The sequence below is a fragment of the Herbiconiux sp. A18JL235 genome (genome assembly GCF_040939305.1).
GTDB lineage: Bacteria > Actinomycetota > Actinomycetes > Actinomycetales > Microbacteriaceae > Herbiconiux.
Window position 1 is genome coordinate 1,004,481 of the sequence record NZ_CP162511.1, and the last position, 23,903, is coordinate 1,028,383.

Below are 23,903 nucleotides of genomic sequence, written 5' to 3' on the forward strand. Positions count from 1 at the left end.
GACGTCACGACGTCCACAAATCGACCGGGAATGCATTGAGGAGGGGAGCGGGTGACCAGTCGATCGGTCGCTGCCCGCCCATCTTGATGGCCTCCTTGATGTTGGGGGCAGGCTCAGCTCCCGCGCGACCCGTCCCTCTGTAGTAGTCGTCGAATTTGTAGATGGGTTCCGTGCCCGAAACGACCAGTCGAGCCGGGATCCCGAGACTCTCGGCGATGATCATTGCGTGAAGGGACGAACCGACGACGAGCCGGCTCGCGGCGATACGACCGATGACCGACCAGAGCGAGTCTTTCGGGTTGATGACATTGCGTGCCCGCCTCGTAGACCGATAGTCGTGAAAATTGGGCAAAATGACGACGTCGTTGGATCGATAACCCTTCGCCAATTCATCACGAGTCCATAGCTCACCTACGAGAAGCCCGGGGTCTCCGAATACCTCCGGTGTCGTGATGCCGCGACCTTCGAGGTACTCCCTCGTCAAGGGCCCGCGCACAGCTCTGACATCGAGATCACGAAAGGCGACCTCGTCGTCGAGGCGCTTGCCGTTGGCACCGATTCCCCAGATCGTGTCCCCGTCTTCGGCGAAGTGCAGAATCGATCCCACCGCGAGAAGTCGGCGTGCTCGAGGAGCCGAATCCAGCGCAATTCCGCGTTGCTCGAGAATCCGTTTGACGATCACAGGTCCTAAGAGGTCGCCGAAGTTGTTGACGGGGCGCTTGGGCAGGTATCGCCCCAGGCGGCCGGAAACGACTTGTCGCGTCGGATTCCAATGAACAAGTTCGACCTCCGGCATACGTTCCCCCGTTCGTGATTGTCCTGATGCGCCGGTTCCAGACTAGGGGACCGTGACGGTCGCTCCGATCACTTGGAACACCGCAGATGTCGACCACCTTGTATCCTCGACATACGCACCCTCCGCGCCCATGAGACACCGAATGAACAGGTCATGACACATGAAGGATGCTGCGATTGTCGCCATTTGAAGAGACCGAGAAGGCCCGCCGGCTGAAGGTCCTGTTCTCCGTTCCGTCTCCTACGCCCGCCACAAATCCGTACATTCCTCTTCTGGTGGCCGCATTGGGGGCCGAAGGAGTCTCTGTTCGATTCTTCTCGTGGAAATCTGCGTTCGTGGGCCGAGTCGACATCTTTCACGTGCACTGGCCGGAACTTCTCGTCCGCAGACCATCGAGACTCAAGAGCGCAGCAGCTGCCATGCTGGGCATACTGCTACTGGGGAAGTTCCGCATGACCGGCACTCGTGTCGTCTGGACGGTCCACAACATGTCGCCGCACGAGTCTGGCGGACGCCTCGAGCGGTTCTTCCTTCGCCGCTTTCTCGCCTCCGTCTCATCTCGCGTGTACATCAACCGGTCGAGCGAGAACGTTGATCTGCCGGCGACGACAATCCTGCACGGCACCTATTCGCCGTGGTACAAACCGCTCCGATCTTGGTCTGGCGAGCGAGACAGGGACTTTTTATTCTTCGGACTGGTGCGACCATACAAGGGACTGGAGTCATTGCTCGCCGCATATTCCGAGCTCGGCGGCAGCAGCGACCTCACTGTTGTCGGTAAGCCAAACTCCCTTGAGTATGCCGCTGAGATAGGCGATCGGGCGTCGGGGCTACGGAGCGTGACTCTCACTCTGGCTCACGTGCCCGACGACCAACTCACCGACCTGGTGTCGCGCTCAAAAGTCGTCGTGCTCCCGTACACGCGAATGTACAACTCCGGGGCGCTTCTCCTCGCGCTGAGCCTCGGTGCCCACGTCTTGGCGCCGAGGACGCCTTCGAACATCTCGCTTCAAGCTGAGTTCGGGGAACGTTGGATCACGCTCTTCAATGATGAATTGGCAGTGAGTGACCTCGAGACAGCGCTCTCGATGAGCCGAAGGAACAATAGTCAGGACTCGCCTGATATGTCTCAGCGCGAATGGCCGCTAGTGGGGCGTCAGCATCGGGAATTGTACGATCGCGTTGTGGCGCAGAAGCAGCGGGCATAGCTTTAGCAATCTTGTGCAGCTGCGACCTTGATGAAGGCTGCTGTCTGATACACGTATTCGGCAATCCACCGAGCAAGGTCATAGTCGCGCTGGTCGCTCACGAATTCCGACGTTCGGGCGCCTGTGAGGCACCGATCGAAAAGCACCCGTGAGCGGGTGACATGGCTCACGGACGTCACGACGATGATGCTGTCCCAGCTGTGCTCGGCCATGAGCGCCTCTGCTGCTCGCGCTTCACCTTGTGTAGTGAATGGGTTCGGCGTGAAGCAAACTACATCGTATGTGGATCGGCCCGAGCACATGTCTCGAACCCTTGGGTGTGCATCGTCCTCCCGCACCCCGGGTGGAACAGAGACCACGATGGTCGATGCGAGCCCGTCGTTTACGAGCCCCTGCGCCGTCTTCAGCCTCTGGACGGTGGGCGGCCCCAGCACGATGACGGCATCTGAGCGAGTAGGCGTATCGAGGTGCGGGAGCACGTAGATCGGCACGCCGACTCCTGCCATGACGACGACAGCAAGCACGATAGAGCAGACCACGGCGATGGCCCGCCTCCCTGCTCGAGCCAGACGCGCCGGTCGCGATCCTCTCACCAGCGCAGACGTCAGTTCGAACGCCAGACTGGTCGCTGTTTCCATCCGCGAACGCTGATGAGAACGGATCTCGGTGATGAGTTGAGTGCACCGGCGACAAGGTAGCGCAGTTTCTTAGTGCGCGTAGACGCAGCGTGGTAACGAATCCGGTTGATCGCCAGCCGCATGTATCGGCGGTCCGCAAGAGTGAGCGTCTCGCGGTGCTTTTCTACGTACCTCTCGAGTCCGAGTGCGCGCATTTCCGTCGCCGCTGTGAGCTGTCCGGCCGAGTGCTTCCGCTGAAGAACGGTGAACGCCTCGTGTACCCGATAGGTACCGCCGGCAAGAAGGTACCGATAGATGAAATCGCCGTCATTGATCACGCGAAGTTCGTCATCGAACCCGCCTATCCTCCAGAAATCTTCCGCGTCGATGACGAAGTTGCTTCCGATGAAGCCCGGATTGATCGAAGCGACCTCCCGAGCCGGGAGATCGTTCTTCATCATGAGCCCAGGCACACGGAGCTCGCCGCGAAACATCATGAGCCAGGCAACGCCGCATGCAACGTCGTTGGCCTCCATGGTGCGAAGGAGTCCCTCGAGGTGTTCTGGCTCCCACAGATCGTCGTCATCGAGGAACGCAAACTTCGGGGCCGACGCGAGCCTCGCGCCCGCATTGCGAGACGAAGACGCTCCGCCCACTCCTTGCGAGTTGTCGACGTAGATGATGGGGATCGAGGACTCCTGCGCCATCTCCTGCACGATAACCTTCGTGCGCTCCTCTGCGTCGTCGCTGACGACCAAGATCTCCGACACCGCGTGAGTCTGCGCGAGCACCGATGAGATTGATTCTTTGAGGAAGTCCGGTCTGCCGTGTGTGGGAATGACGCAGGACACGCCGTCCGAAAGTGGCTGTCCAGGGGTAGAAGGAGGCTCGGTTGCTGCGCTCAAGTGGTGGCACCAATCTGGTCGGCCTGGGGTGCGGATGATTGTCGAATGAGCCGCCGTTCCGCGCGAGTTGGCGGAAACGACGCATCGCGAGACAGGGGTGACAAAGCGAACCCGGCCAGAATCCACAACGGGCCAGTGGCATCGAGGCCACCTGCGGTCTCCGAGACCAGGCTCACGACGACTGCGCCTGTCAGTGCAGCACCGGGAAGGCTCCTACCTGCGAGAATTCCGCGAACGAGCAGGAACGCGATGACCGCGATACCTATCCAACCTACTGAGGCCATGAAGATAGCGGCCAAGCTCTCGTTCGCACCGCTCTCATTCTCCAGACCGATTCGACTGAGGCTGTTGCCGGCCGTACCGAACCCGCCTCCCAGCGGATGAGTGATGGCGTAAACGATTCCGCCGACGAACCCGTCTACGTGTTTGGCAGATTGACCATCGCTGATGAACTCTGAGAGGGCTACGTAACCGAGGACGACCCCGACCACAAGGAAGGAGAGTTTTCCTGACTTGCGGGTGAGTAACGGCTGGAACGCCGCGAGGGCGATCAGGACGAATCCGCCACGACCGAACGCGAACAATGCCGCGGCGAGGAAGACGACCGTACAGATGAGTTTCGCGACATCGTGGCCCTTCAACGTGTACCAAGCCCAGATCAGCCCTGCGCCGACAAGCATGCCGAAGGACGGCGGGTTGAGCACCAGTCCGCCCGACCGTTCCAGGCGTACACCGTCGGCCGGGTAGTAGTAGTACGAGTTCGGCAGGCCCTCGAACGACTTGCCGTGAGCGTACTGATTGAGTCCGAGCACTCCGAGGGGGTCGATAGGGCGCCAACCAAGTTGTTCGAACAGCCCATAGACGGCACCGACGAAGATCACAGCCACTACTATCGGGCCGGCCTTCATGATCTGCTCGCGTGTCAGTACCATCCCGAAGAGGACAAGGATCATGGGGACGGCCATCTGGCGGAACTGCGTGATGCCTAAGCCGAGATCTGGGGCTCTCACGACGGCAACGCCGAGGACCAGGACGAGAACAACGACCACGAGCTTGACCCGAAGCGATGACTCCTTCATGATCCGTCCGGCGGCGTACAGGACCATGCCGACCAAGACGATGTCGTCGAGCCAGAGCGCGGTCGCACTCAAGGTAGATGCAGCTACGGCGCGCTGGATTGCAGACGCGACGACGAGAAGTGCGATGATCACGACCGGCTGCCCCATCACGGCCGCGGTGACGGACGCCGCGCCGAAGCAGCCGATGAGGAGAAGAACCGCGACCTGTGAGCCTCCCGACAGGATCGCGACAGTCACGACAACCACGGTGACCGCGGTGCCGATCAAGAGCCCCAGCGACTTCAGCTGCTCCCCGTCAATTCGAGGCGGCCTCCGGGATGCTCGTGATCTCGTCGTCGTACTCATTGGAGCCCCCGTCTCTCGCCTCGCGACACCCGGCACTGGGCCCAAACCGTCCTGTCTTCGGTCGTTGCTGCTAGCCCAGGTTATCTCATTGGCGCTGCGGCGAGCAGAACCCTGTTGTTGTCATCTGGTTTGACGACGACCGACTGTCTGCGCACCGTGGGCCCGACGGCCAACCCGTCGACAGTGTTGCGGACGCCGTTGATCGCCAACCCCGTGTCGGGGGTTCCTATCACTGAGCCGCGGCTAACAGTACTGTCGTTGAAGATCTCTATGCCTGTGCCGCCGGTCAAATCGATGCGTGCGTCAGATATCTCCGCCGGACCCTTGCAGAGGATCCCGGTCTGTCCGCCCGACAGCGCGCTGACGGAAACGTCGCTGATGCTGGTCGGTACTTTGACTACTGAACTCACAAAGATTCCCGGGCCCGAGCTGCCCTCGACTGACCCGCCTTTCACCGTCGCATTGTCGGAACGTACCTGCACACCGCCATTGCCTCCGACGACATGAGGGACGATGACGATTCCCCAACCCACTCGGTGGGTGTCGATCGCTTTGTTGGAACAGTCCGACGCTTGAGGTGCGAAGTAGCAATTCTCCGGCTCGCCCGCGTAACCGACTCCCCCGAGGTGTTGCCCGGTGTTCGTCGTCACTGCGTGGCGGACGCGGGACATCCTGCCCAGCACGCGCGCGTCGCGTGTTGCGCCAGTGATGTTCACCCCATATCCGAAGTGTGCCTCGCCGTCATCAAGCAGATCAGAAATCTCACAATCGATCAGGCCGCCCATGCAGTGCGACAGCGTCACGCCTGCGGCGCCACTGTGACCGACCCTGACACCCGTGATCTTGGGGCCCTCTGTAGCGAAGAAGTGGACCAGCGGCGAAAACATTGCAGAAGGGTCGTCGCTCATTATTTGGCCGGATCCCGAGACCCACAGGGGTGGTGCGAGTTCGACGGACGACGTTCGAGCAACGTCATCAATCGTACGAGGCAGCGGAGCATCGATCGAAATGGTGCCCGCGTCGACTGCAGTGACTCGCCGAAGATACCCGTATCGGTCTTTCGAGTTGGGGACGACATTCGCACCTGAGAGAAGCACCGTCTCTCCAGCCTTATAGAGCGATGAGTTCCGCACGTCCAAACGCACAGTTTTCTCCGGCATGTCGCGCCACGTCGTTTCTCGGAACGTCACCTTGCCCATGCGCGTGAGCGCAGGGTGGTTGCCACGGACATGGAGCGCGCTCGTCGCGGGCAGTACCAACTGAGTCACGTTGTGGGGAACTTCGACCGGGCCGTCTAAATAGTAGGTGCCTCTCAGCACGGCGATGCCCTGGGCATCCTGGAGGTAGCGCGCGATCACGCCGGTAGCATCAGTTAACGTGCCGTCCAGCTCAGGAAACGTCGAGAGCTTGTCAAGGGCGGCGCCGGAGGATCGCGGATGAACGGGCCGTCCGAGAACGACTCCGGCAGTGGCAGCTGACGCGGCTCCGATACCGAGGAGCGAGCAGGTGATGAAAGCTCGCCGTGTCATACGCGGTCTCGAATTCTCGTTACCGCCGGTAGATTCGCGCGGCTGGAGGGATTCGCCCACGGATGATCCACCTCCTCATTTGAGCCGCCTATTCTGACAAGCGGTCACGCAGGGACTGTAGCGCCATCGACTCGGAGGCGATCTTCGCTTCTCTCAGTCTCGTCATCTTCAAGGCAAGAGCACGGCTTTCGTCGAGTGCACGCCGCCCGGCGTCAGCGATGCTCCGTGCCGAGTTGTCGGTGAATACGGCCGCATCCTCGAAATAGCGCAGGAGTGTATTCGTGTTCGACGTGATGAGCGCCTTGCCCGCACCGAGGGCCTCATATCCCGCTCGCTGCATCGTGAATTCCCTAGTGGTGAGAGCTGCGACAGCACTGCACCAGCTCAGCAGCCGAAGGAAATCGGCATTCGACACGTATCCGGTGAAGTAGACATTCGGTGGTGCTGACGATGAGACACCGGTTGGAGCCCGACCCGTCAGCACCCACGTGACATCTCTGCCGGAACTGGCTGCTTCAAGAAGAGCGTCGATCGGTTCGTCGTTCGCGTACGTAACCGGCACGAGGATGAACGTCTTCGCGCGAAGTTCGGCGAGCTTCGGGTCGTCTAACGTGTCGTCGAGGGTGTCGGGCAGGGATGGCAGAAGGTCGTGCATGACCAGCGCCTCTGTACCGCGAACCGAGACCCTGTCTGCGAGTTCCTCGTTCGTGACCACAGCAAAGCCTCGGCGGCGGAGAATGCGCAACACTATGCCGCTTGCCCATCGCCACTTGGGGTTCTCCAGGGCTCCGGTATGAAGATCGCCGATCAGCCGTGAGCGCCGTCCCTCCCGAACGGAGAGAACTGCCAGCAGAGCGGGCAGTGGTGGCTGCATGACGATGACGTGCGAGGGTCTTCCGCTCCGCACAGCCTGTCGGGTGTCGTTCCACTGGCGAAGGTAACGTCGCAGTACGTTTCCACTGCCGCCATCGACAAAAATGGCGGGGATATCCAGGGCTGCGGCGAGGTCAGCGCTGCGGCCGTGATGGCGAATCCAACTGATGAACACACGTGCCCCTTGAAGGTTTAGAGTACCCGAGTCGCGGAGGCCCGAGTCAGAGTATCGATGTCGATCTGATCGGCCTCACTCGCTATAGCCAGTCCTCGCGATGAAACCTCGCGCGTGATCTGAAGCTGGTGATCGTCGACGTGTTCCTTGAACGAGCGTCTACGAGGTACCACCAGCGTCGGGCGGCGAACATCGAGCAGGCCCATTATCGTGCCAACCCCCGCGTGGGTCACAACAAGTTCGCTCCCTAATGCGGCCGCCTCGAACTGAGCCGCCGACATCTCGTTGTGCACCGTGCCCGGCAGATCATCTCGAATGGTCGAACCGAGCTGCCATACGAACTCCGTGTTTGTCGGAGCGATCTCGACCAGGCGGTCGACCAGGCGGTCGAACCTGTATGGGTGGATCGTGCCGAGAGTGACGAATATAGATCGCGGAACCCCGTCGTGCTGCCAAGTGGCGTCCGCGGCGTAGGTATCGAGAACAGAGAACTCCTGGCGCCACCGCGAGACGTTGTAGCCTGAATGCTGCGCGTAGCGCTCAATGTGAGGGACTCGTTGAAGGATCCGTCCGGTGAGGGATGGCCCATCGAATCGCGAGACGCTCTCGATATAGATCGTTCTCGCTCCACGTCGTCGTGCAGGCAGGTGAGACGCTAGAGCAACGGCTGCGCCAGTGCTCACCACCGCGTCGAAATCTTCTTCCTTGAGGAGGGCGCTGAAGATTCGCGAGGCCTTTGCGACTCCCATGTAGTCACGCGGGGCAATGTAGTCGATGAACTTGTGGCGGGTGCTGGCGAGAAGGGACACGCTCTGGGGCTTCTCAAAAGTCACCCATAGCGAATCTTCGGCGGGTTGGATTCGTTCCGCCAACCTGTGGAGTTGAGATAGATGTCCACCCGTGGATGCCACTAGAAGCAGCTTTCGGCCCTTAAGACTTTCCAGAACGGAAGACAAGCATTCTCCTCGACGACGACGTGATGGTGCGTGCGGGGTGGATTGAGTCCGCTTCCTATATTGTGGCGCAGAATCGCTGAGCTGCCTCACAGCTGATAGGAATGATCCTGGCAGCACAGCGCGGTGGTTGGACTACATCCCTTGGTAGGAGAAACACGATGAAGATCTCAGTGGTTGGCTGCGGTTACCTCGGCGCCGTACACGCGGCAGCGATGGCGGACCTGGGACACGACGTCGTTGGAATAGACGTCGATCAGGCAAAGATCGACGCGCTCGCAGCGGGAAGAGCACCGTTCTTTGAACCCGGCCTTCCCGAGATCTTGACCTCGGCAAGCGCATCCGGAAGGCTCTCCTTCTCCTCAGACATCGTTGCCGCGAGCGAAGCCACCGTCCACTTCATTGCGGTGGGAACTCCCCAGAAGCCGGGTTCCTATAGCGCCGATATGACGTACGTCGACGCCGCACTCGAGGCGCTCCTGCCCATTCTGAAGCCCGGCGATCTGGTTGTGGGTAAATCGACGGTCCCGGTGGGGACCGCTTCCAGGTTGGCGGAGCGAGTGCGCGAAGTGCAGCCCGCAGCACGCCTCGCGTGGAACCCAGAGTTTTTACGGGAGGGGTTCGCCGTGCAGGACACAATTGCGCCCGACCGCTTGGTTTACGGTGTTGCATCTGAGGCGGACGACGCTGCGGCGTCGAAGGCTCAACTCGATGAGGTGTACGCGAAAGCGCTCAGCGAAGGCACGCCGCTGGTGGTCACGGATTACGCCACCGCAGAACTGGTGAAGGTGTCGGCCAATGCCTTCCTGGCCACGAAGATCTCGTTCATCAACGCAATTGCCGAGATCGCTGAGGTTACCGGTGCCAACATCACAGAACTCGCCGATGCCATTGGTTTCGATGCTCGAATCGGTCGACGTTTCCTGAACGCGGGTGTGGGCTTCGGTGGAGGATGTCTTCCGAAGGACATTCGCGCGTTCGGTGCTCGTGCGGAGGAGTTGGGTCGTGGTGAGTCGCTCGCATTCCTCAAGGAGGTGGATGCGATCAATTTGCGTCGTCGACAGAGGGTTGTCGACCTCGTCGTCGAGATGTTGGGGCAGCACGCCTTCGAGAAGCGCGTGGCGGTTCTGGGACTTGCATTCAAACCGGATTCAGATGACATCAGGGATTCGCCTGCCCTAGATGTCGCTGTGCAGCTGAACGGTCTCGGAGCCCTCGTGAGCGCGACCGATCCGGAGGCGATCGCGAACGCACGGGCCAAGCATCCCCAGCTTCATTTCGTGACAGCAGTCGAAGACGCAGTGCGGGATGCTGAGATAGTGGTTCTTCTGACTGAATGGACCCAGTACCGCGCATTGAGGCCGGCCGACATTGAGAGCCTTGTCTCCGGAAAGCGAATCATTGACGGGCGCAACGTCCTCGACGCGGCGGAGTGGAAAGCTGCGGGATGGGACTACCGCGGAATGGGCCGTCCCTGAGCTAGGTCAGTACGTTTGTGGCCCTATTGGGGCGACAGCTTGTATACAAGCGCCATACAATGATCCGGTGAGCTCAAAGAACGTGGATGTCGTCTTGATCGGCGGTGGCATCATGAGTGCTACTCTCGCCACCCTCATCAAGCAGGTGGAGCCCGACTGGTCCATCCTCATTTTCGAGCGGCTCAGTGCCGTGGGCCTTGAGAGTTCCAACCCATGGAATAACGCCGGGACCGGGCACGCTGCTTTGGCTGAGCTCAACTACATGCCGGAGGGCCCGGGCGGTTCGCTCGAGAGTTCTCGTGCGGTGAACATCAACGAGCAGTTTCAGGTCAGCCGACAGTTCTGGTCTTCGCTGGTGTCGCAGGGTGTCCTTCCGGACCCATCGTCCTTCATCAATCCGACACCGCACATGACATTCGTTCGCGGTGAAGAAAACGTCGACTACCTCCGACGGCGGTACGAGCTTCTGCGAGACGAGCCGCTCTTTGCGGGTATCGAGTTCAGCGATGATCCACGCGTTATCTACGAGTGGGCACCGGCGCTCATCCGAGGTCGTGCCAAGAATGAGGTAGTCGCGGCGACCCGGGTTCCCTCTGGTACTGATGTTGACTTCGGATCGTTGACCACGCAGTTGATCGACAACGCGGTTCGTGCGGGCGCTGATCTGCGTCTAGAGACTGAGGTGCGCAAACTTCGGAAGCAAAAGGACGGCTCGTGGAACGTCTCGGTGAGGGAGCTCGTCGGGAACACCCCCTACACCGTCAACGCCAAGTTCGTCTTCGTCGGCGCCGGCGGTCACGCTTTGCCCTTGCTGCAGAAGTCAGGTATCCCTGAGATCAAGGGCTTTGGCGGTTTCCCGATCAGCGGTCAATTCTTCCGCACAGACAAGCCCGAAGTCGTAGCTCAACACCAGGCGAAGGTCTACGGAAAGGCATCAGTGGGTGCCCCTCCGATGTCGGTGCCGCACCTCGATACCCGGATCGTGGACGGCCGTCCCTCGCTCCTGTTCGGGCCATATGCGGGTTTCAGTCCGAAATTCTTGAAGACAGGATCATGGTTCGACCTGCCCGGGTCGGTGCGTCTCCACAACCTCGGCCCGATGTTGGCAGTCGCTCGCGACAACTTCGACTTGATGAAATACCTCATCGGCGAGTTGCTCGCTTCACGCAAGAAGAAGCTTGCAGCACTTCGGGAGTTCATGCCGACCGCGCAGTCCGAGGACTGGTACCTGATCACGGCAGGACAGCGAGTTCAGGTGATGAAGAAGGATCCGAAGAAGGGCGGCGTGCTGCAATTCGGCACCGAGGTCATCACCTCTGCGGACGGAACGATATCCGGTCTTCTCGGCGCCTCCCCGGGAGCATCGACGGCCGTTCCGATCATGATCGATCTCATGCACAAATGTTTTCCCGATCGATTCGCGAATTGGGAGAGCACGCTGAGACGACTGATTCCCTCGCTCGGACACACTCTCAACGACAGCCCCGAGAAGAGCGAGAAGGCGCTCCGCGCGACCGCGGAGGCTCTCGCGCTCGAGCGATCGGGTCACTACGATCGCGTCTGATACTCGACGTTCGTCCAGGAGAGCCCTCCGGTGGTTCACTAAACTGACACGGTGACCGACGAGAACCGAACCCGCCGATCCCGCTCGTCTTCGACAAGAAGGCGACGGAAACGTCCTCGCAGGCGTTGGCCTTGGATCGTCGGCGGCACCTTTCTGTTCATTCTGCTGGTGGTGGGGGGTGCGGTGTGGGTCGGGATGAACGCCTTCACCGTCAAGAACGAGCTCGAGGCGGCTCGACCGCTCCTGACAACTGTCAAGGCAAAGGTCCTGGCCGGCGAGGCCTCCACGGCTCAGGACGAGGCTGCCGAGCTCGCTGAGCATGCGGCAAAGGCTCGCGACGCTTCCGCGGGGCCCGTCTGGTGGCTTGCCGAACAGATTCCCGAAGTCGGGCCGAACCTCGTGGCCGTCCGCACCATCGCCGACAACGTCAGCGATATCGTCGACAACGCCGTCGTTCCTGCGGTCGCGCTCGGCGACAAGCTGTCCCCGTCGGTCTTTCGTCCCGTCGACGGTGCGGTCGACCTTGCGGCGATTGAGTCGGTTCTTCCTGTCGTCGACAGCGCCGGCACTGCATTGACGGGAGCTAGCCGAGAAATTTCCGCCCTCGACACGGCCGGGTTGATCGGCCCGGTGAAGTCGGCCGTGGAGGAAATCAACTCTCTGGTGGGCGAGGTCGAGCCCGCAATAGCGACGGCTAAAGCACTTGCTCCCGTCCTCCCAGGGCTGTTGGGAGCTGATGGTCCACGAAACTACCTCCTGGTTTTTGAGAATTCAGCCGAAGTCAGGCCGCTTGGTGGGATCGCTGGCGCGCAGATCCTGGTCACCGCTGACCAGGGCCGAGTTTCAATCACGCAGCAGACGACCGGGCGTGACTTCAAGTTCGAGTCTGAGGAGTTCGCCAATAGCCATGTGTCGGCGGAAAGCCGGGCTCTCTACCTTCCGCCGTTCGGGGTGCAGAGTCAGAACAACACGCTGACCCCCCGAGTCGAGGTCGCGGCTGATCTGACACGATCGATGTGGGGAAGCCAGCTCGGCGTGTCTCCCGACACCGTGATCTTCGTAGACCCGATTGCGCTTAGTTACATCTTGGATGCGACCGGCCCGATCTCGTTGCCAGACGGCACTGAGCTGACCTCGGCAAACTCCAACGATGTACTGCTCAATCAGGTTTATCAGACGTACTCTGAAGACGCAGACGCTCAAGATGCGTACTTCGAGGCTGCCGCGTCTGAGACCTTCGGTGCGATCATGAACGGAAAGGTCGATCTTCCGACCTTCATCTCTGCTGTTCAGAAATCCGGCACCGAAAGGCGCATCCTCGCGTCCAGCACGGACGAGACTGTTCAGTCCCTCGTCATCGACGCCGGGCTTCAAGGTCAGATGCCCGCCGAGACACCGAATGCGCACCAGATTGGCATCTACTTCAGCGACTATCTCGGCTCGAAGATGGATTACTACCTCCGATCCACTATCCACGTGGGTCAGCAGACGTGTGCCGCAGGCAATCGAATCGTGCGCGTGCAGATTGACGCGACCAACGTGCTCGATCCCGCGGCAGTTGACGGGCTCTCGACCTTCATCACCGGCGCCGGTGGTAACGGCTTCCGTGTCCCCTTCGGCGACTTGCGAGTATTCACGTATGTTTACGCCCCGGAGGGGTCGTCGATCTCATCGATTACGGGAACGACCGATCAGACCGCCGCATTCAAGGGACAAGATGATACGTATCCGGTCGCGCGCGGAGTCATTCAGACTTCACCCGGAGGCACTGAGAGCGCGACTATCGACATCGATGTGAGCCAACTCGCGCAGAAGGACATCGAGGCCCTCGTGGGGCCGATGCTCGCGCAACCAGATGTTGTGGGCCTTGACTTCTCGTGTTGACCTGAAAGTCTCGTGAACCTGCGAGGCGACCTGGCGTGGGCTGGGTTCTCCCTCGAATTGAATCAGAGCCTTCACAGCGTCAAGTACGGTTTACTCGCACCTTCACCCGAACCACCTGGCGCTGCCGCGCTCCGAAAGTCACGTCACCCGAGCGAACATGTCGACCCGTCAACTCCAATCTGCCCTCCGTTCGCTGACCCTGATCACGAGAAAGCCGTCTAGAAGGAAGAAGTCGCCCTCTCGACGTCTGTCGAAGTCAGCCAGCAAGCCGTGCCCAGAGTCCGGCTCCGCCCTCGCTTTCACCACCGGCGATTGGGGAACGGGCAATCCCTATCCGGGATTGTCGGCTGCGAAAGGTACATTCACGAATCCCTATCCGTTGGGAGCGACTGCCGCGTGCACCGGGGGTGGGGTGGCTTGGTTGATCGCGCTCGACCCTCCCGTCGCGAGCGGGGGAGCCGAAGACGACACCTCTGAGAACAGCACGTGGCTACTTCCGGTTCGGGTGACCTTCGTCGGCGTGAACCCAGTCCATCCCGCTCGCGCACTCCGATTCGGCTATAGGAGTATGGACGGTCGCGAGTATCGCGCGCGCCGGACCGCATCGCATTCAATGGGTTCGTCTCGTATAGGGCTTCTGTATCCAAACGGCTCCACGGAGGATCTCGTCCCCATAACGCTACCGAGGGGCTCGGATGTCATTGGTGGGTTCTTCGTCGACATCCTCAATCAGGATCAGAGAGTGTACTTTTCGCTGGAACCGAACCGAAACGACTGAGCCGTCCTGTTTGCGCACCGCACCAATTCGGTCGCCTACGGCTATTCTCGCCGCGTCAAAGACGCTCGGAGGCGATCCGCAATGAAGGGGGAAGCGGTTGCCGCATACGTGCCGGTGATGTGATGACGATCGCGGTAGACGATGACATTTCCGATGACCATCGGACAGCCGTCGTCGTCGCAGTAGAGATCGGTCAGATCCAAGACTCGTGCCCGCGGCTCGAGGTCGGCCGCTGCGTGCGACGTATCGAACTCCGAAAGCGCCACACCTCGAGGGACGACGCAACGCTCGGCGCGAAGCGCCTCTCGTGGGTGCTGGATGACGCAGTCGGCCATGGGCTCAGGAACAAGGGGATTGTCGATCACTGTGATGACTTCCGCGCCTGGATCGATGATTGAGGTCCAAACCTCAGCCCTTGCTTTCGCAAAATCCAAATCTGAAGCCATGGGCATGTCTAACCGTCGACGAACAGTCGTGATGACCGCGTCGTACTCTTCCTCCTCAAGCGCGGCTTGTAGCGACTCACGATAGTCAGCGCAGTCGGTTTCCGGTTCGAACCAGGATGCCGCCCACGTGCAGCCTCGACTGACGTACGTGTCGATGTGCCAGTTCTCCTCATCGGCGACTGCAACGAGAACGTTCACGAGCACTGCGCCATGCGAATCACCCGTCACTGCCAGGCGTAGCGCGTCTGGGCGCTCTGAGCCGTATGAGCATGTCCCCAGAAGGCCGTCCTCGGGGGAATCGTTGTAGCAGTTGTATCCGATCCCATTGTCGATCTTCGAGGTGGCGAGATTGGGATAGAGCGCCTGGTCAGCGCATGACTCGTCAGCTATGGCACTCGTCAGCGTAGTATCGCATTGCACCCCCATGCATCAGCTCGCGGAGCAGCTTGCCAGTTGCCTCCTCACACGAGGGAGGCTGTCATCAAAGAGGGTTCACCTCGTGTCGGGGGAAGCTTAGTTGTTCGATCGGGTCACTCGGGGCGTGGGGACCGTCTGAGTCGACGAGCGATGCTCGTGAACTTCCCGCGGATTCTTACCCCAATCGGGGTGCCGATCTGAACGAGTACCGCTCGGTTTTCGCGGCCCGCGAGACCCCAGAGGATCGCTCCGTATGCCAGGACTCCTAATACTCCGGCTGGTACAGCGAACGTCCAGAAGGCGTGAGACCCGCTCGCCCAGGGAGTGAGCTGCAGGAAGGCAATCCCGACGACGACCGGGATCATCGCTGCTACGCAGCGGAAGACCTGCCCGAGGTACTTCCAAACAGGGAGCCCGATAAGCCTGTGAAGGATATGGATCCGAACCGGCCACGTCACGATGCGTGACCATCGAGAAAGTGCGACTCCGAACATTCCGAAGGGAAGCAGCGCGAAAACCAGCGCCACCCCGACGACATTCTGAAGGATCGCGACCCAAAGGGCCACGTCGGCTCGGCCAATGGCCAGGAATGCGCTGCGGTCGAAGTACATCACTGCGCCGAATGCCCAGCCGCAGGCAAGGACCCACATCAAAGGAACTGATGCTTCCCATCCTGGCCCGAATGCGAACGGGATAATTTGAGTCGCAAGGACTGCGACGAGCCCGAAGATCGGCACACCTATCGCGGCAGACGCGAACGTCATCTGCAAGAAGATGCGGTTGAGCCGCGGTAGGTCATCCTGCACTTTCGAGAATGTTGTCAGAGTGACTCGCGACATCACCGTCGTCACCAGGTCGATCAAGATCGTGCCGACCCGTTGCGCAAGGTAGTAGTAACCAAGGTCTTGGGCGCTGAAGAACGCCCCGATCAGTAGCTTGTCGATGTTCTGTTGGAGGGCGTCTAGAAGCCCGATGCCCATGATGCGGACGCCCATTTTCCACATGCCCCTCAGCGAGGCGAAGGAGAACTCGAAGCGCGGTCTCCACGTAGTTGCGCCCCAGAGAATGACGACGGATGCAGCATTCGTCACAAGCGTCTGCGCTACCAGCGCCCATACTCCACCGCCGATGAATGCGATCGGAACCGCCGCCGCGGCACCGAACAGGGCGCCAGCGACCTGACGGATCGCCAGGGATCTGAAACCGAAGGAGCGTTCGAGCAAGGCTGCAGGCACTTGCGAGAGCGACGAGATCGGGAGGCCAAGCCCGAGCACCTGTAGCACCGTAGTGAGATCGGGTTCCTGGAAGAGCGCAGCGAGCAACGGTGCGGAGAAGTAAAGCGCCGCAAACAGCACCAAGCTGATGGCAACCGACGTCCAGAACGCTGTGGACGTGTCTTTCTCGCCAAGCTCCTTCTTCTGAACGAGTACCGTGACGAAGCCCGACTCGACAAAGACCTGAAGCAGAGCGATGACGACAGTGGCGAGGGAGACGAGTCCGAAATCCTCAGGCGAGAGAAGCCGGGTCAGGATGGCAATGACGACAAGGGAGAGGAGCCGGGAGCTCCACTTCTCGAGGATGATCCAGCCGATGGACTTAGTGGCCTTTCGGCGGAGGTCGTCGCTATCGCTCACTGAGAAGAAACCCGTTCATCGTTTCGCATCGCGAGCGGTCACGGATCGTATCCGCTTCACGCTGCGAATAAACAAGCTTTTCAGCTCCTCGGCCACAGCCACCGGGCCGAGAGCTGCCCAGAGTGTGCTCAGGCGCCCACGGGACGGGGAAATGCCGAAGTCCCTACCGAGGGCCCGGCTGTAGGGCCGCGCGAGACCGGTCAGGGACTTGCCGGAATGATTTTCCCCGGTGTCCACATGGTAAACCGCCGCAGGGAAAGCAAAGTCTTCCAGCCGACGCCCGTGGTCCCTGTGCCACGCTTCCGCCTCGCGGTGCGCACCCATGATCGCTGAAAGACGTTCCCCGAACGCACCAGCCACTTCATCCTGAGTCGCCGCGATGGACAGGTCGGTGGGAACTCCGTACGCGTCAAACGGGATCACAAAGGACGTGCCACACGTTCGGTTGAAATTGTCCTTCTGTACGTAAGCATTGCGTGAGCGTGAATACATCAGGCCTCGTCGCACGATCCACCCAGGATGATCCGGGTTCTCCCGCACGACACCGGCAAGACTGCGGTGCACGAAGTCATCTGCGTCGAAGATCATGACGTGGGTCGGATCGTACTGTCGCGCAGCAACCATTCCGATCCCGAGTTTGGTGCCTTTATCCCAGACGAAGGGTTCACGCGCAGTCTGCGCACCCGTCGGAGGGGCCGGCGCCGGGAAGTCCACCGGGACGAAATGCGTTCGGGCGGGGAGGTCGAAGCTCGGACGCTTGTTGCCGACGACGAGAATGACGAAGTCGTCGGAATCCTGCTGGGACACTGACGCCAATGTGTCCGCGAGAAGGGCTTCTACGCGGTCGTAACTCACGGAGTTCTGTGGGTGTCGGAGTGTTGTGATGAAAGCAAGCATCAGCGGCCCACCCAAGTTTGAACGATGTGCCTGGCGGTATCGGTGTCGGTGGCGTAGCGAGCGGTGGAGAACTTGCCGGTATAAAGGTCGAAGACTGCGCCGATTTTTCTGTAGTTGTTGTCCAGAGCGACGTGATCGAGCCCCAGCAGCAAGGCAAGGACGTGGGCGTGAAGACGGTCAACAACGACGATGCTGGCGGACGCGTACCACTTCAAGGCGCCGTCGATGTTTATTTGGTTGAGACTCTTGATGAGAGAACGTTCGATGACTTGCGGAAGCACCGGGGTGACTCGGAGCTTACGATTTGCGCGGGCGAGCGTTCGTTGAAGGTGCATGCAGGCACGAGCAAGACGGTACTTCGTCGCCAACCAGCCTTCGCTGTGCCAATCGGTGCTGGTGATCTCGGCACCCTGGATCCAGTCCTGCGTAACTGAGCTGAGGCCCGAGGCGGCTTCCCGATCCTCGCGTGCAATGATGAGGATGGACTTGGGGCGGGGCGGGTGAGGGGGCTCGGGTGGCTGGTAGCCCAGCGCCATGTCGTAGCAGAACTCGGTCGACAACGCAGGAAGCAGCTCAGCGGCGCGCTCAAGAGACAGTGGGTCTCTCAAGAGGAGATGAAAGTCCGGGTGCTGACCGAGGATCGAGTTGGCCGTTTCGGCGCGCTCTTTCGACTTGAAGTAGACGGACTGCGGAAGCTGCACGATGCGGTAATCGGGGAGCTCACGAACCACCTTCTCGCGGTGCATCTGATGGCCCACCCAGAGATCCCCGAAGTTACCTCCGCCGTGCAACAGAACTACTCCGCGCGGCATGACCCTACGGAGCCGACCCGCGTCGAATGTCTTGATGTCAGCGACGTACCGAAGCCGAAGCCCCATCCGTCGGAGGTAAGCCAACTCGCCCGCCCAGATCAGGGAGTCACCGACGTTCGTCTGGTTTGGCGCGTCCAGAATCGCTACATCAGAGGCGTCGCCGATCGCAGCCCGGAGAGTCAGCTGGGTGGAGTCACGCAGTTCGCTGAGATACTGAGAGTCGATCTGAGAGAGCGGCACGCTTCCTTCTTTCTTCCCGGCGCACGATCATATGGCGCTCCACCAGCCGGCTTCCGCCCGTTGCTGTGGTGCCGATGGGCTCGTGAACCTAAAAGACTGCTGGCGCGAGAACCCCGTCGGTGAATTTCCACCTTTTCCGCCATACTACTCAGTCGTTACTCACGGGGGCTAATTGGGGCTGCGCCAGCTTTGTGCCGCCGCCGGTCGCGGCTCGCGCAGTCGTGACCCGCTTGGACAACCCGGCTCGGGATCCTTAGGATCGGTGCGTGACTGCTGCGGGGGTGCGTCCTAAATTCGAGTTCGCCGATGGTTTGCGTGCTGTTGCCGCTCTTTCTGTGGCGGTACTCCATGCAACGACCTTCACGGGAGGCTCAGTGCGGGGCGGCGCCTCCTAGAGCTACGCCCGCTGGTCTCTCTCGGGCTGTTCTCGTACAGCATCTATCTCATCCATTCACCCATACTGGCGCTCGCCAATATCCTGCTCCTGCCCCTGCAACTCCCGACACTCACGAACCGGCTGCTCCTCGTGTTCGTCGCAGTCCCTGCAGCTGTGGCGATCTCCTATGGGTTCTTCTGGATCGTCGAACGGCACTTCGTCACTGGTCATCAGAAGCGCGTGTTCGCTGAGAAGACGCACCAGGGGGAGACGCCGTCAGTACCGGATGTCGCTCAACGCAGGGACGCGTGACTCGAATCGGGTAGGTGCCCTCGGCACCGCGAGCCCCATGCAGAGATTGGAAGCGGGGGACGGAGCACAGTGGACTTGTGCAGATCCGCAGGTGCGCCGCCCCCGCGCCAAGGGCTGACGACCTTCAAGGAGAAGGAACCCTCACCGACAGACTAGCGGTGGATCGACCGTGCACTTTTCGAGCCCAGAAGCGACAGCGGCTTGCTGGCCGGCAAGACCGACATTGTCAGCTGCAATATGCCCGGGAAGGGCCAAGGCGGAGTGCAGTTTCTTCGCGACAGGCCCGAAACCCGACCCTCAGTCGTCGACGCCGCCGTCGAGGTCGCGGGAGCGAGGCTGCACTACGGGCATCTCATCGATGCCACCCGAGAGGCGGGCGATGGCGGCCTCGGCGTCGTAGTTCGGGTCGGGCACGATGAACGCAGTGATGATCGCGTGGTACGAGATCGCCGCGAGGGAGACCTCGGCGGGGCGGCCTTCGTTGTCGACGTTGTAGCGGCCCTCGACGAGGTCGGGGATAGTGGTGCGGGCGATACCGAGACCCTCGATGATCGCGGCGGCGGCGACGACGAGGGGGCGGTAGTCGTCGTTGAGGTCGGGGCGGAGTCTGTAGCCGACCGCCGGCACGATGTTGCGGTAGAAGACTTCCATCTGGTCGAGGAAGGCGAGCTCGCTGTTGCGCAGCGCCTCGATGATGCGCTCGCGCACGCGCGAGTCGGGGTACGAGAGGGCGGTCGAAGAGAGGGCCACGTAGGTGCGCCACTGGATCGACGAGGTGACCGACTCGAAGTTCTGCTCGGCGGCGAGGCCGGTGACGTCGACGAGGATGCGGCGGCGGCCCTCAGGGGTGCGCAGTTCATCGGCGCGGAAGCCGAGATACTCCCACGTGGCGACGAGCGATTCCTCGTCGGCGCGACCGGGGGAGACCTGGTTCGCGACCTCGCTGAGGAGCTCTTCGAAGAAGGCCTCTTTAGAGTCCCAGATGCGGTAGACCGAGCTGCGCGGAACGCCTGCCTCTTTGATGAGGTCGTCCATCAGGAGGTGCTCGAAACCGACAGTCAGCCCGTTCGACTGGACGAGCGCCATTGCCGTGTCGAGGAGCTTCGTTCGTACTTCGTCTTTCGGTACGCGAGTGCGACCGGTGGCGGACTTCGTCCAGCTGTTCTCCGACATGAAAGCCCCTCTCGGAACCATCTTGGGACATAGCGTCCCAAGTTGCAAACGACTTGCCGCACTTCTATGCTCGGGTCAACGGCATCGTGCTTTTCGCGGACACGCCGGAAGGTCATCCACCCCCTGAAAACGGAGGATCCGAAGTGCTCCGATTCACGCGTCGCACGTGGGTGCCAGCACGGAAGTCGGCCCGTGTCGCGGATTGACAAATCTGTCAGCAACGCGGCGGTCATCCCCGTCATCACCGGTTCCCCTGCCTTCCTCTCTGACCCCGATGCGCGTCTTGCCACGGGCATCATCGGTATCAACGGTGTCGCTCGTCCGGGCTTCGAAGAGGTGTATCGCCAGCACTTCGAATTCCGCCGTCGCGTGTACGTCGAGCAGACCGGTCAGCTCGACCCCTCCGACCTCTCCGACGACGGACTCGATCGCGACGAAGACGACGCACGCTCGGTGACGTTCGCGGTGCTCGAGAACGCCCCCGAGGGCGTACGCATCGTGGGAGTCGCGCGCACCATCATCAAGGGTGCCGACGGCGAGAGCCGCCCCCTGCCCGTCGAGGAGTTCTGCCCCGAGCTCTTCGCCGACGACCCGCTCGCCGACGGCAGCGTCGAGGTGTCGCGCGTCATCGCCCGCCATGAGCGCGTGGCTATGCAAGAGCTGGTGCAGTGGCACCTGTTCGCGCTCATGTCCTCCTACTTCACGGCGCACGACGTCGGGCGCACCTTCGCCATCATCGAGCCGTGGCTCGAGCGGCACCTCGCCGGCGTGCTCGCCATCTCTCGCATCGGTGAGCCCCGCTACATCGAGCACTACCTCGACTACAACCTCCCGGTCGAGTTCGACCTCGACGGGTCGGCGGCTCGCATCACCGAGCGCAACGCCACCATTCTCGGCCAGCTCATCGAAGCCGACGGCTCCCTCGAGTACTTCGGCCGGGTGTCGCGGGCACAGCGCGAGGCAGCGGCCGCGATGGCGGATGCTTCCACTGCAGCCGACCAGACGTTCTCGAGCCCGCGCACCGCTCGCACCGAAGAGGCTGTGGTCGAGGGCGGATGAGATCCGTCGACTCCCTCGAGTTCTCGCGCAACTTCGGATTCTGGAACGAAGCCGAGCAGCAGGCGCTGATCTCATCGCGAGTCGCCATCGCTGGGGTCGGGGGCGTCGGCTACCAGGTGGGCACCAAGCTCGCGCGAATGGGTGTGTCGAGCTTCAGCATCGCCGACCCTGAAGACTTCGAGCCTCAGAACGCCAATCGTGTGCCCGGGGCGACGACCGCGACCTATGGCCGTTCGAAGGCCGACGTGTTCCGCGACGAGGTTCGAGCCATCAACCCCCGTGCCCAGGTGCACGTCTACCGCGACGGCGTGACCGTCGAGAACGTCGACGAGTTCATGCAGGGGGCGACCCTGGTGTTCGACGAGTCGGAGACGACGCATCCGGAGATCGGGACGACGATCGCCCGAACCGCCCGGCGCCTCGGGATCCCGGACGTGCTGGTCGTCAATGTGGGCTTCGCGGCGCAGGTCACGGCCTTCCACCCGCAGAGTAGATGGACCTTCGAGCGGTTCATGGGGCTCTCCAAGACGGCACCGCTGGAGGAGGTCGCGAAGGCAGAGGTCGACTTCTCGCGGTTCCTGCCGTACATCCCGCCGTACTCCGACCTGCGGGGGCTCGTTGCGATGACCACTCCGGCTGCTGACGGCTCACGAGTGTCGCTGCCGTCGATCTCGCCAGGTGTCGACCTGGCGAGTGCTCTGGGCACCACGCAAGCGTTCCTTCACCTCACGGCGGCCGCGGGCATCCGTAATCGTCGTCTCCGTCCCATTTGGGCTCCGCGTCTGGCCTATCTCGACGCCTACACCCTGCGGGGCCGTGTGCTCCGCGCTGGCCGACCCGCGCATCTCCGGCACGTCGTCGCGGCGGCGCTCCGCGACCGCCTCGGGCGAAATCCCCAGGGCGCCTACACGCACGCGGACATCGCGCGTCGTTCGTCTAAGACCTTCTAGGATGTGTCTCCTAGATTTTTGGTCCAAGCGGTAATGGCGTGGATCACGGTCATCTCGAAGACGTGCCCACTCGCATTCGCACCCTCGAAGCGTTCATTTTGACGAAACGTACCGGAGGTAAGATCGCGCTCATCGAAAGAGGGGGATCTCATGATTACAAACGCGCACCCGTGCGAGACGCACGGAGTTGTCATGGTGTACGCCGAAGACGGCGTCCGCCGCACCTGGTGCCCGCTCTGCGAGCAAGCAAGCTGAGACTCAGACGCCGCCGTACGATATGGCGGTCAGCTCCACGTCGGGGTAGCCGGGGTACTGCACTGTGATGCCAGCCAAAACGCCCGCGGCTGGGAGCACGTAGCTGAACCAAAACGGCGTGGTAGATCCCGGTGCCACTGGCGCGACTGTCTCGACTACTGCCACATTCCCAGACATGGAGAGTACCCAGCCGGGTGCTTCAGGTTCGGATAAGGAGAATCCGGCGTCCGGATCGTCCAGCGGCGTAATCACGATGGTGATCTTCTCCGGCGTTGCTGATGACGGAGTCGTCGCGTACACGTAGATTGGCCGAGCCCTTCCCGCAGGCGGCACCACGAATGCAGTCAGAGTCTCCACGCTCGCAGAAGCAGACGGCGCAGCGGCAGCAGCCACCACGACCGGCGTGGCCCAGGCCGCCCTCAGCACCGTCCGACGTCCGATCTCACCCATCAATTCCCCCAGCTTCGACAATCGTTGATCGAAAGGCTACAGGCAGCTGCTGCGCCGTGCCAGGCGGACGAAAGGACCGACAAGGCCACGCTATTCCTCCCGCACCGCAGCGGAGTCGAAATTCGCGCGGCTGTTGTGTCGGCGTGGGCAACATCGACTTCACCGTTCGCTCAAGGTCGATCGCGGGTTCGCCTTCATGGATGAAAATCTCGAAGCCATGCGCTCACTTCGCGCTCATTCTGGAACTAGTCAGGTTCTGGCACCCAAACGATCGCGGTTGCCGCAGAGAAACCTGGGGCACTGACCGTCATCACCGTGTCAGAGTACTGTGGCGGTGTAACCGGCTCGAAGACGACCGTGAAGCTGAGGGTCCCATTTGAGGCGTCGACAGAGATCGGGCCGTCCACTGTGAGGGGCAGCGGGTCCGCGAAGGATACGCTCACATCCGCCCCCGTCGGGTAAGCAGACCCCGTACTCAGCGTGAACATCCCTGTCACTAGGAAAGTGCCGCCGAAGAAGGTTTGCGTGCTGTAATACTCTTCCGACAGCGCCAGTGACCCCGTGGACGCCTGTGACGCCACCGCGGCTGGGGCGGCAACCGCAACAGCTACGACTGGCGCCGACCACGCCCCGGCTCTCAGGACAGCGCGTCTCGATATCTGGCTCATACGAGAAGTGTGACAGACGATTGGTTAGCG

Annotated in this window: 20 protein-coding genes; 7 read left to right on the forward strand and 13 right to left on the reverse strand. The window is 61.4% G+C overall.

Annotation, left to right across the window (positions count from 1 at the left end; all coding sequences use genetic code 11):
- Window positions 1-4: 4 nt before the first annotated feature.
- Complete coding sequence (locus tag ABFY20_RS04630; RefSeq protein WP_368498771.1) at window positions 5-796, reverse strand: polysaccharide pyruvyl transferase family protein; 792 nt, start codon at window positions 794-796, stop codon at window positions 5-7.
- A gap of 167 nt (window positions 797-963) precedes the next feature.
- On the opposite strand from ABFY20_RS04630, the gene ABFY20_RS04635 reads away from it, so the two are divergent.
- Window positions 964-2,004: a hypothetical protein gene (locus ABFY20_RS04635; RefSeq protein WP_368498772.1), complete on the forward strand. Its 1,041-nt coding sequence runs from the start codon at window positions 964-966 to the stop codon at window positions 2,002-2,004.
- Window positions 2,005-2,006: 2 nt separating this feature from the next.
- Here the strand turns inward: ABFY20_RS04635 and ABFY20_RS04640 are convergent, their stop codons facing one another.
- The 6 genes from ABFY20_RS04640 to ABFY20_RS04665 all read right to left on the reverse strand — a co-directional run bounded on the left by ABFY20_RS04640 (window position 2,007) and on the right by ABFY20_RS04665 (window position 8,336).
- Entirely contained in the window at window positions 2,007-2,642 is a 636-nt protein-coding gene (locus ABFY20_RS04640; protein WP_368498773.1) for a YdcF family protein, read from the reverse strand.
- Window positions 2,609-3,472 (reverse strand): glycosyltransferase family A protein, encoded by an 864-nt coding sequence (locus tag ABFY20_RS04645; RefSeq protein ID WP_368499734.1) that lies wholly within the window; start codon window positions 3,470-3,472, stop codon window positions 2,609-2,611. The genes ABFY20_RS04640 and ABFY20_RS04645 overlap by 34 nt, the downstream gene beginning before the upstream one ends.
- Window positions 3,473-3,522: 50 nt before the next feature.
- On the reverse strand, window positions 3,523-4,842 hold the full coding sequence (locus tag ABFY20_RS04650; protein ID WP_368498774.1) for a hypothetical protein: 1,320 nt from the start codon (window positions 4,840-4,842) through the stop codon (window positions 3,523-3,525).
- Window positions 4,843-5,030: 188 nt separating this feature from the next.
- On the reverse strand, window positions 5,031-6,539 hold the full coding sequence (locus tag ABFY20_RS04655) for a hypothetical protein (RefSeq protein WP_368498775.1): 1,509 nt from the start codon (window positions 6,537-6,539) through the stop codon (window positions 5,031-5,033).
- Between the two features lie 28 nt (window positions 6,540-6,567).
- A complete protein-coding gene (locus tag ABFY20_RS04660) occupies window positions 6,568-7,527 on the reverse strand; it encodes a hypothetical protein (RefSeq protein ID WP_368498776.1) in 960 nt (319 codons plus the stop codon).
- Window positions 7,528-7,544: 17 nt separating this feature from the next.
- Window positions 7,545-8,336, reverse strand: a complete 792-nt coding sequence (locus ABFY20_RS04665; RefSeq protein ID WP_368498777.1) for a glycosyltransferase — start codon at window positions 8,334-8,336, stop codon at window positions 7,545-7,547.
- A gap of 305 nt (window positions 8,337-8,641) precedes the next feature.
- Here ABFY20_RS04665 and ABFY20_RS04670 point away from each other — a divergent pair, with 305 nt between their 5' ends.
- The 3 genes from ABFY20_RS04670 to ABFY20_RS04680 are packed head-to-tail and all read left to right on the forward strand — an operon-like array spanning window position 8,642 to window position 13,406.
- Window positions 8,642-9,958 carry a UDP-glucose/GDP-mannose dehydrogenase family protein gene (locus ABFY20_RS04670; protein ID WP_368498778.1) on the forward strand — a complete coding sequence of 439 codons (1,317 nt, stop codon included), beginning with the start codon at window positions 8,642-8,644 and terminating at the stop codon, window positions 9,956-9,958.
- 43 nt (window positions 9,959-10,001) lie between these two features.
- Window positions 10,002-11,522 carry a malate:quinone oxidoreductase gene (locus ABFY20_RS04675; RefSeq protein ID WP_368499735.1) on the forward strand — a complete coding sequence of 507 codons (1,521 nt, stop codon included), beginning with the start codon at window positions 10,002-10,004 and terminating at the stop codon, window positions 11,520-11,522.
- Window positions 11,523-11,573: 51 nt separating this feature from the next.
- Window positions 11,574-13,406, forward strand: a complete 1,833-nt coding sequence (locus ABFY20_RS04680; protein WP_368498779.1) for a DUF4012 domain-containing protein — start codon at window positions 11,574-11,576, stop codon at window positions 13,404-13,406.
- An 819-nt stretch (window positions 13,407-14,225) separates the two neighbouring features.
- Here ABFY20_RS04680 and ABFY20_RS04685 read toward each other — a convergent pair.
- From ABFY20_RS04685 to ABFY20_RS04700, 4 genes are all read right to left on the reverse strand, one after another.
- Window positions 14,226-15,056 (reverse strand): SGNH hydrolase domain-containing protein, encoded by an 831-nt coding sequence (locus ABFY20_RS04685; protein WP_368498780.1) that lies wholly within the window; start codon window positions 15,054-15,056, stop codon window positions 14,226-14,228.
- A gap of 104 nt (window positions 15,057-15,160) precedes the next feature.
- The gene (locus ABFY20_RS04690) at window positions 15,161-16,681 is read right to left on the reverse strand and encodes a lipopolysaccharide biosynthesis protein (RefSeq protein ID WP_368498781.1); all 1,521 of its coding nucleotides are present in this window, start codon (window positions 16,679-16,681) and stop codon (window positions 15,161-15,163) included.
- 15 nt (window positions 16,682-16,696) lie between these two features.
- A complete protein-coding gene (locus tag ABFY20_RS04695) occupies window positions 16,697-17,488 on the reverse strand; it encodes a hypothetical protein (protein WP_368498783.1) in 792 nt (263 codons plus the stop codon).
- An 89-nt stretch (window positions 17,489-17,577) separates the two neighbouring features.
- Window positions 17,578-18,630: a polysaccharide pyruvyl transferase family protein gene (locus ABFY20_RS04700; protein WP_368498784.1), complete on the reverse strand. Its 1,053-nt coding sequence runs from the start codon at window positions 18,628-18,630 to the stop codon at window positions 17,578-17,580.
- 292 nt (window positions 18,631-18,922) lie between these two features.
- Between ABFY20_RS04700 and ABFY20_RS04705 the strand changes: the two genes are divergently transcribed.
- The gene (locus ABFY20_RS04705) at window positions 18,923-19,318 is read left to right on the forward strand and encodes an acyltransferase family protein (protein WP_368499736.1); all 396 of its coding nucleotides are present in this window, start codon (window positions 18,923-18,925) and stop codon (window positions 19,316-19,318) included.
- A 297-nt stretch (window positions 19,319-19,615) separates the two neighbouring features.
- Here ABFY20_RS04705 and ABFY20_RS04710 read toward each other — a convergent pair whose 3' ends face one another.
- Window positions 19,616-20,491 (reverse strand): TetR/AcrR family transcriptional regulator, encoded by an 876-nt coding sequence (locus ABFY20_RS04710; RefSeq protein WP_368498785.1) that lies wholly within the window; start codon window positions 20,489-20,491, stop codon window positions 19,616-19,618.
- A 192-nt stretch (window positions 20,492-20,683) separates the two neighbouring features.
- Between ABFY20_RS04710 and ABFY20_RS04715 the strand changes: the two genes are divergently transcribed.
- The gene (locus ABFY20_RS04715; protein WP_368498786.1) at window positions 20,684-21,550 is read left to right on the forward strand and encodes a hypothetical protein; all 867 of its coding nucleotides are present in this window, start codon (window positions 20,684-20,686) and stop codon (window positions 21,548-21,550) included.
- On the forward strand, window positions 21,547-22,500 hold the full coding sequence (locus tag ABFY20_RS04720) for a ThiF family adenylyltransferase (RefSeq protein ID WP_368498787.1): 954 nt from the start codon (window positions 21,547-21,549) through the stop codon (window positions 22,498-22,500). The genes ABFY20_RS04715 and ABFY20_RS04720 overlap by 4 nt, the downstream gene beginning before the upstream one ends.
- 258 nt (window positions 22,501-22,758) lie before the next feature.
- Here ABFY20_RS04720 and ABFY20_RS04725 read toward each other — a convergent pair whose 3' ends face one another.
- A complete protein-coding gene (locus ABFY20_RS04725; protein ID WP_368498788.1) occupies window positions 22,759-23,205 on the reverse strand; it encodes a hypothetical protein in 447 nt (148 codons plus the stop codon).
- Between the last annotated feature and the right edge of the window lie 698 nt (window positions 23,206-23,903).

What these genes read in the sequence shown, in the direction of transcription:
- ABFY20_RS04630 (WP_368498771.1), bottom strand. Translation starts at nt 796, where the DNA reads ATGCCGGAGGTCGAACTTGTTCATTGGAATCCGACGCGACAAGTCGTT.
- ABFY20_RS04635 (WP_368498772.1), top strand. Translation starts at nt 964, where the DNA reads ATGCTGCGATTGTCGCCATTTGAAGAGACCGAGAAGGCCCGCCGGCTG.
- ABFY20_RS04640 (WP_368498773.1), bottom strand. Translation starts at nt 2,642, where the DNA reads ATGGAAACAGCGACCAGTCTGGCGTTCGAACTGACGTCTGCGCTGGTG.
- ABFY20_RS04670 (WP_368498778.1), top strand. Translation starts at nt 8,642, where the DNA reads ATGAAGATCTCAGTGGTTGGCTGCGGTTACCTCGGCGCCGTACACGCG.
- ABFY20_RS04685 (WP_368498780.1), bottom strand. Translation starts at nt 15,056, where the DNA reads ATGGGGGTGCAATGCGATACTACGCTGACGAGTGCCATAGCTGACGAG.
- ABFY20_RS04710 (WP_368498785.1), bottom strand. Translation starts at nt 20,491, where the DNA reads ATGTCGGAGAACAGCTGGACGAAGTCCGCCACCGGTCGCACTCGCGTA.
- ABFY20_RS04720 (WP_368498787.1), top strand. Translation starts at nt 21,547, where the DNA reads ATGAGATCCGTCGACTCCCTCGAGTTCTCGCGCAACTTCGGATTCTGG.
- ABFY20_RS04725 (WP_368498788.1), bottom strand. Translation starts at nt 23,205, where the DNA reads ATGGGTGAGATCGGACGTCGGACGGTGCTGAGGGCGGCCTGGGCCACG.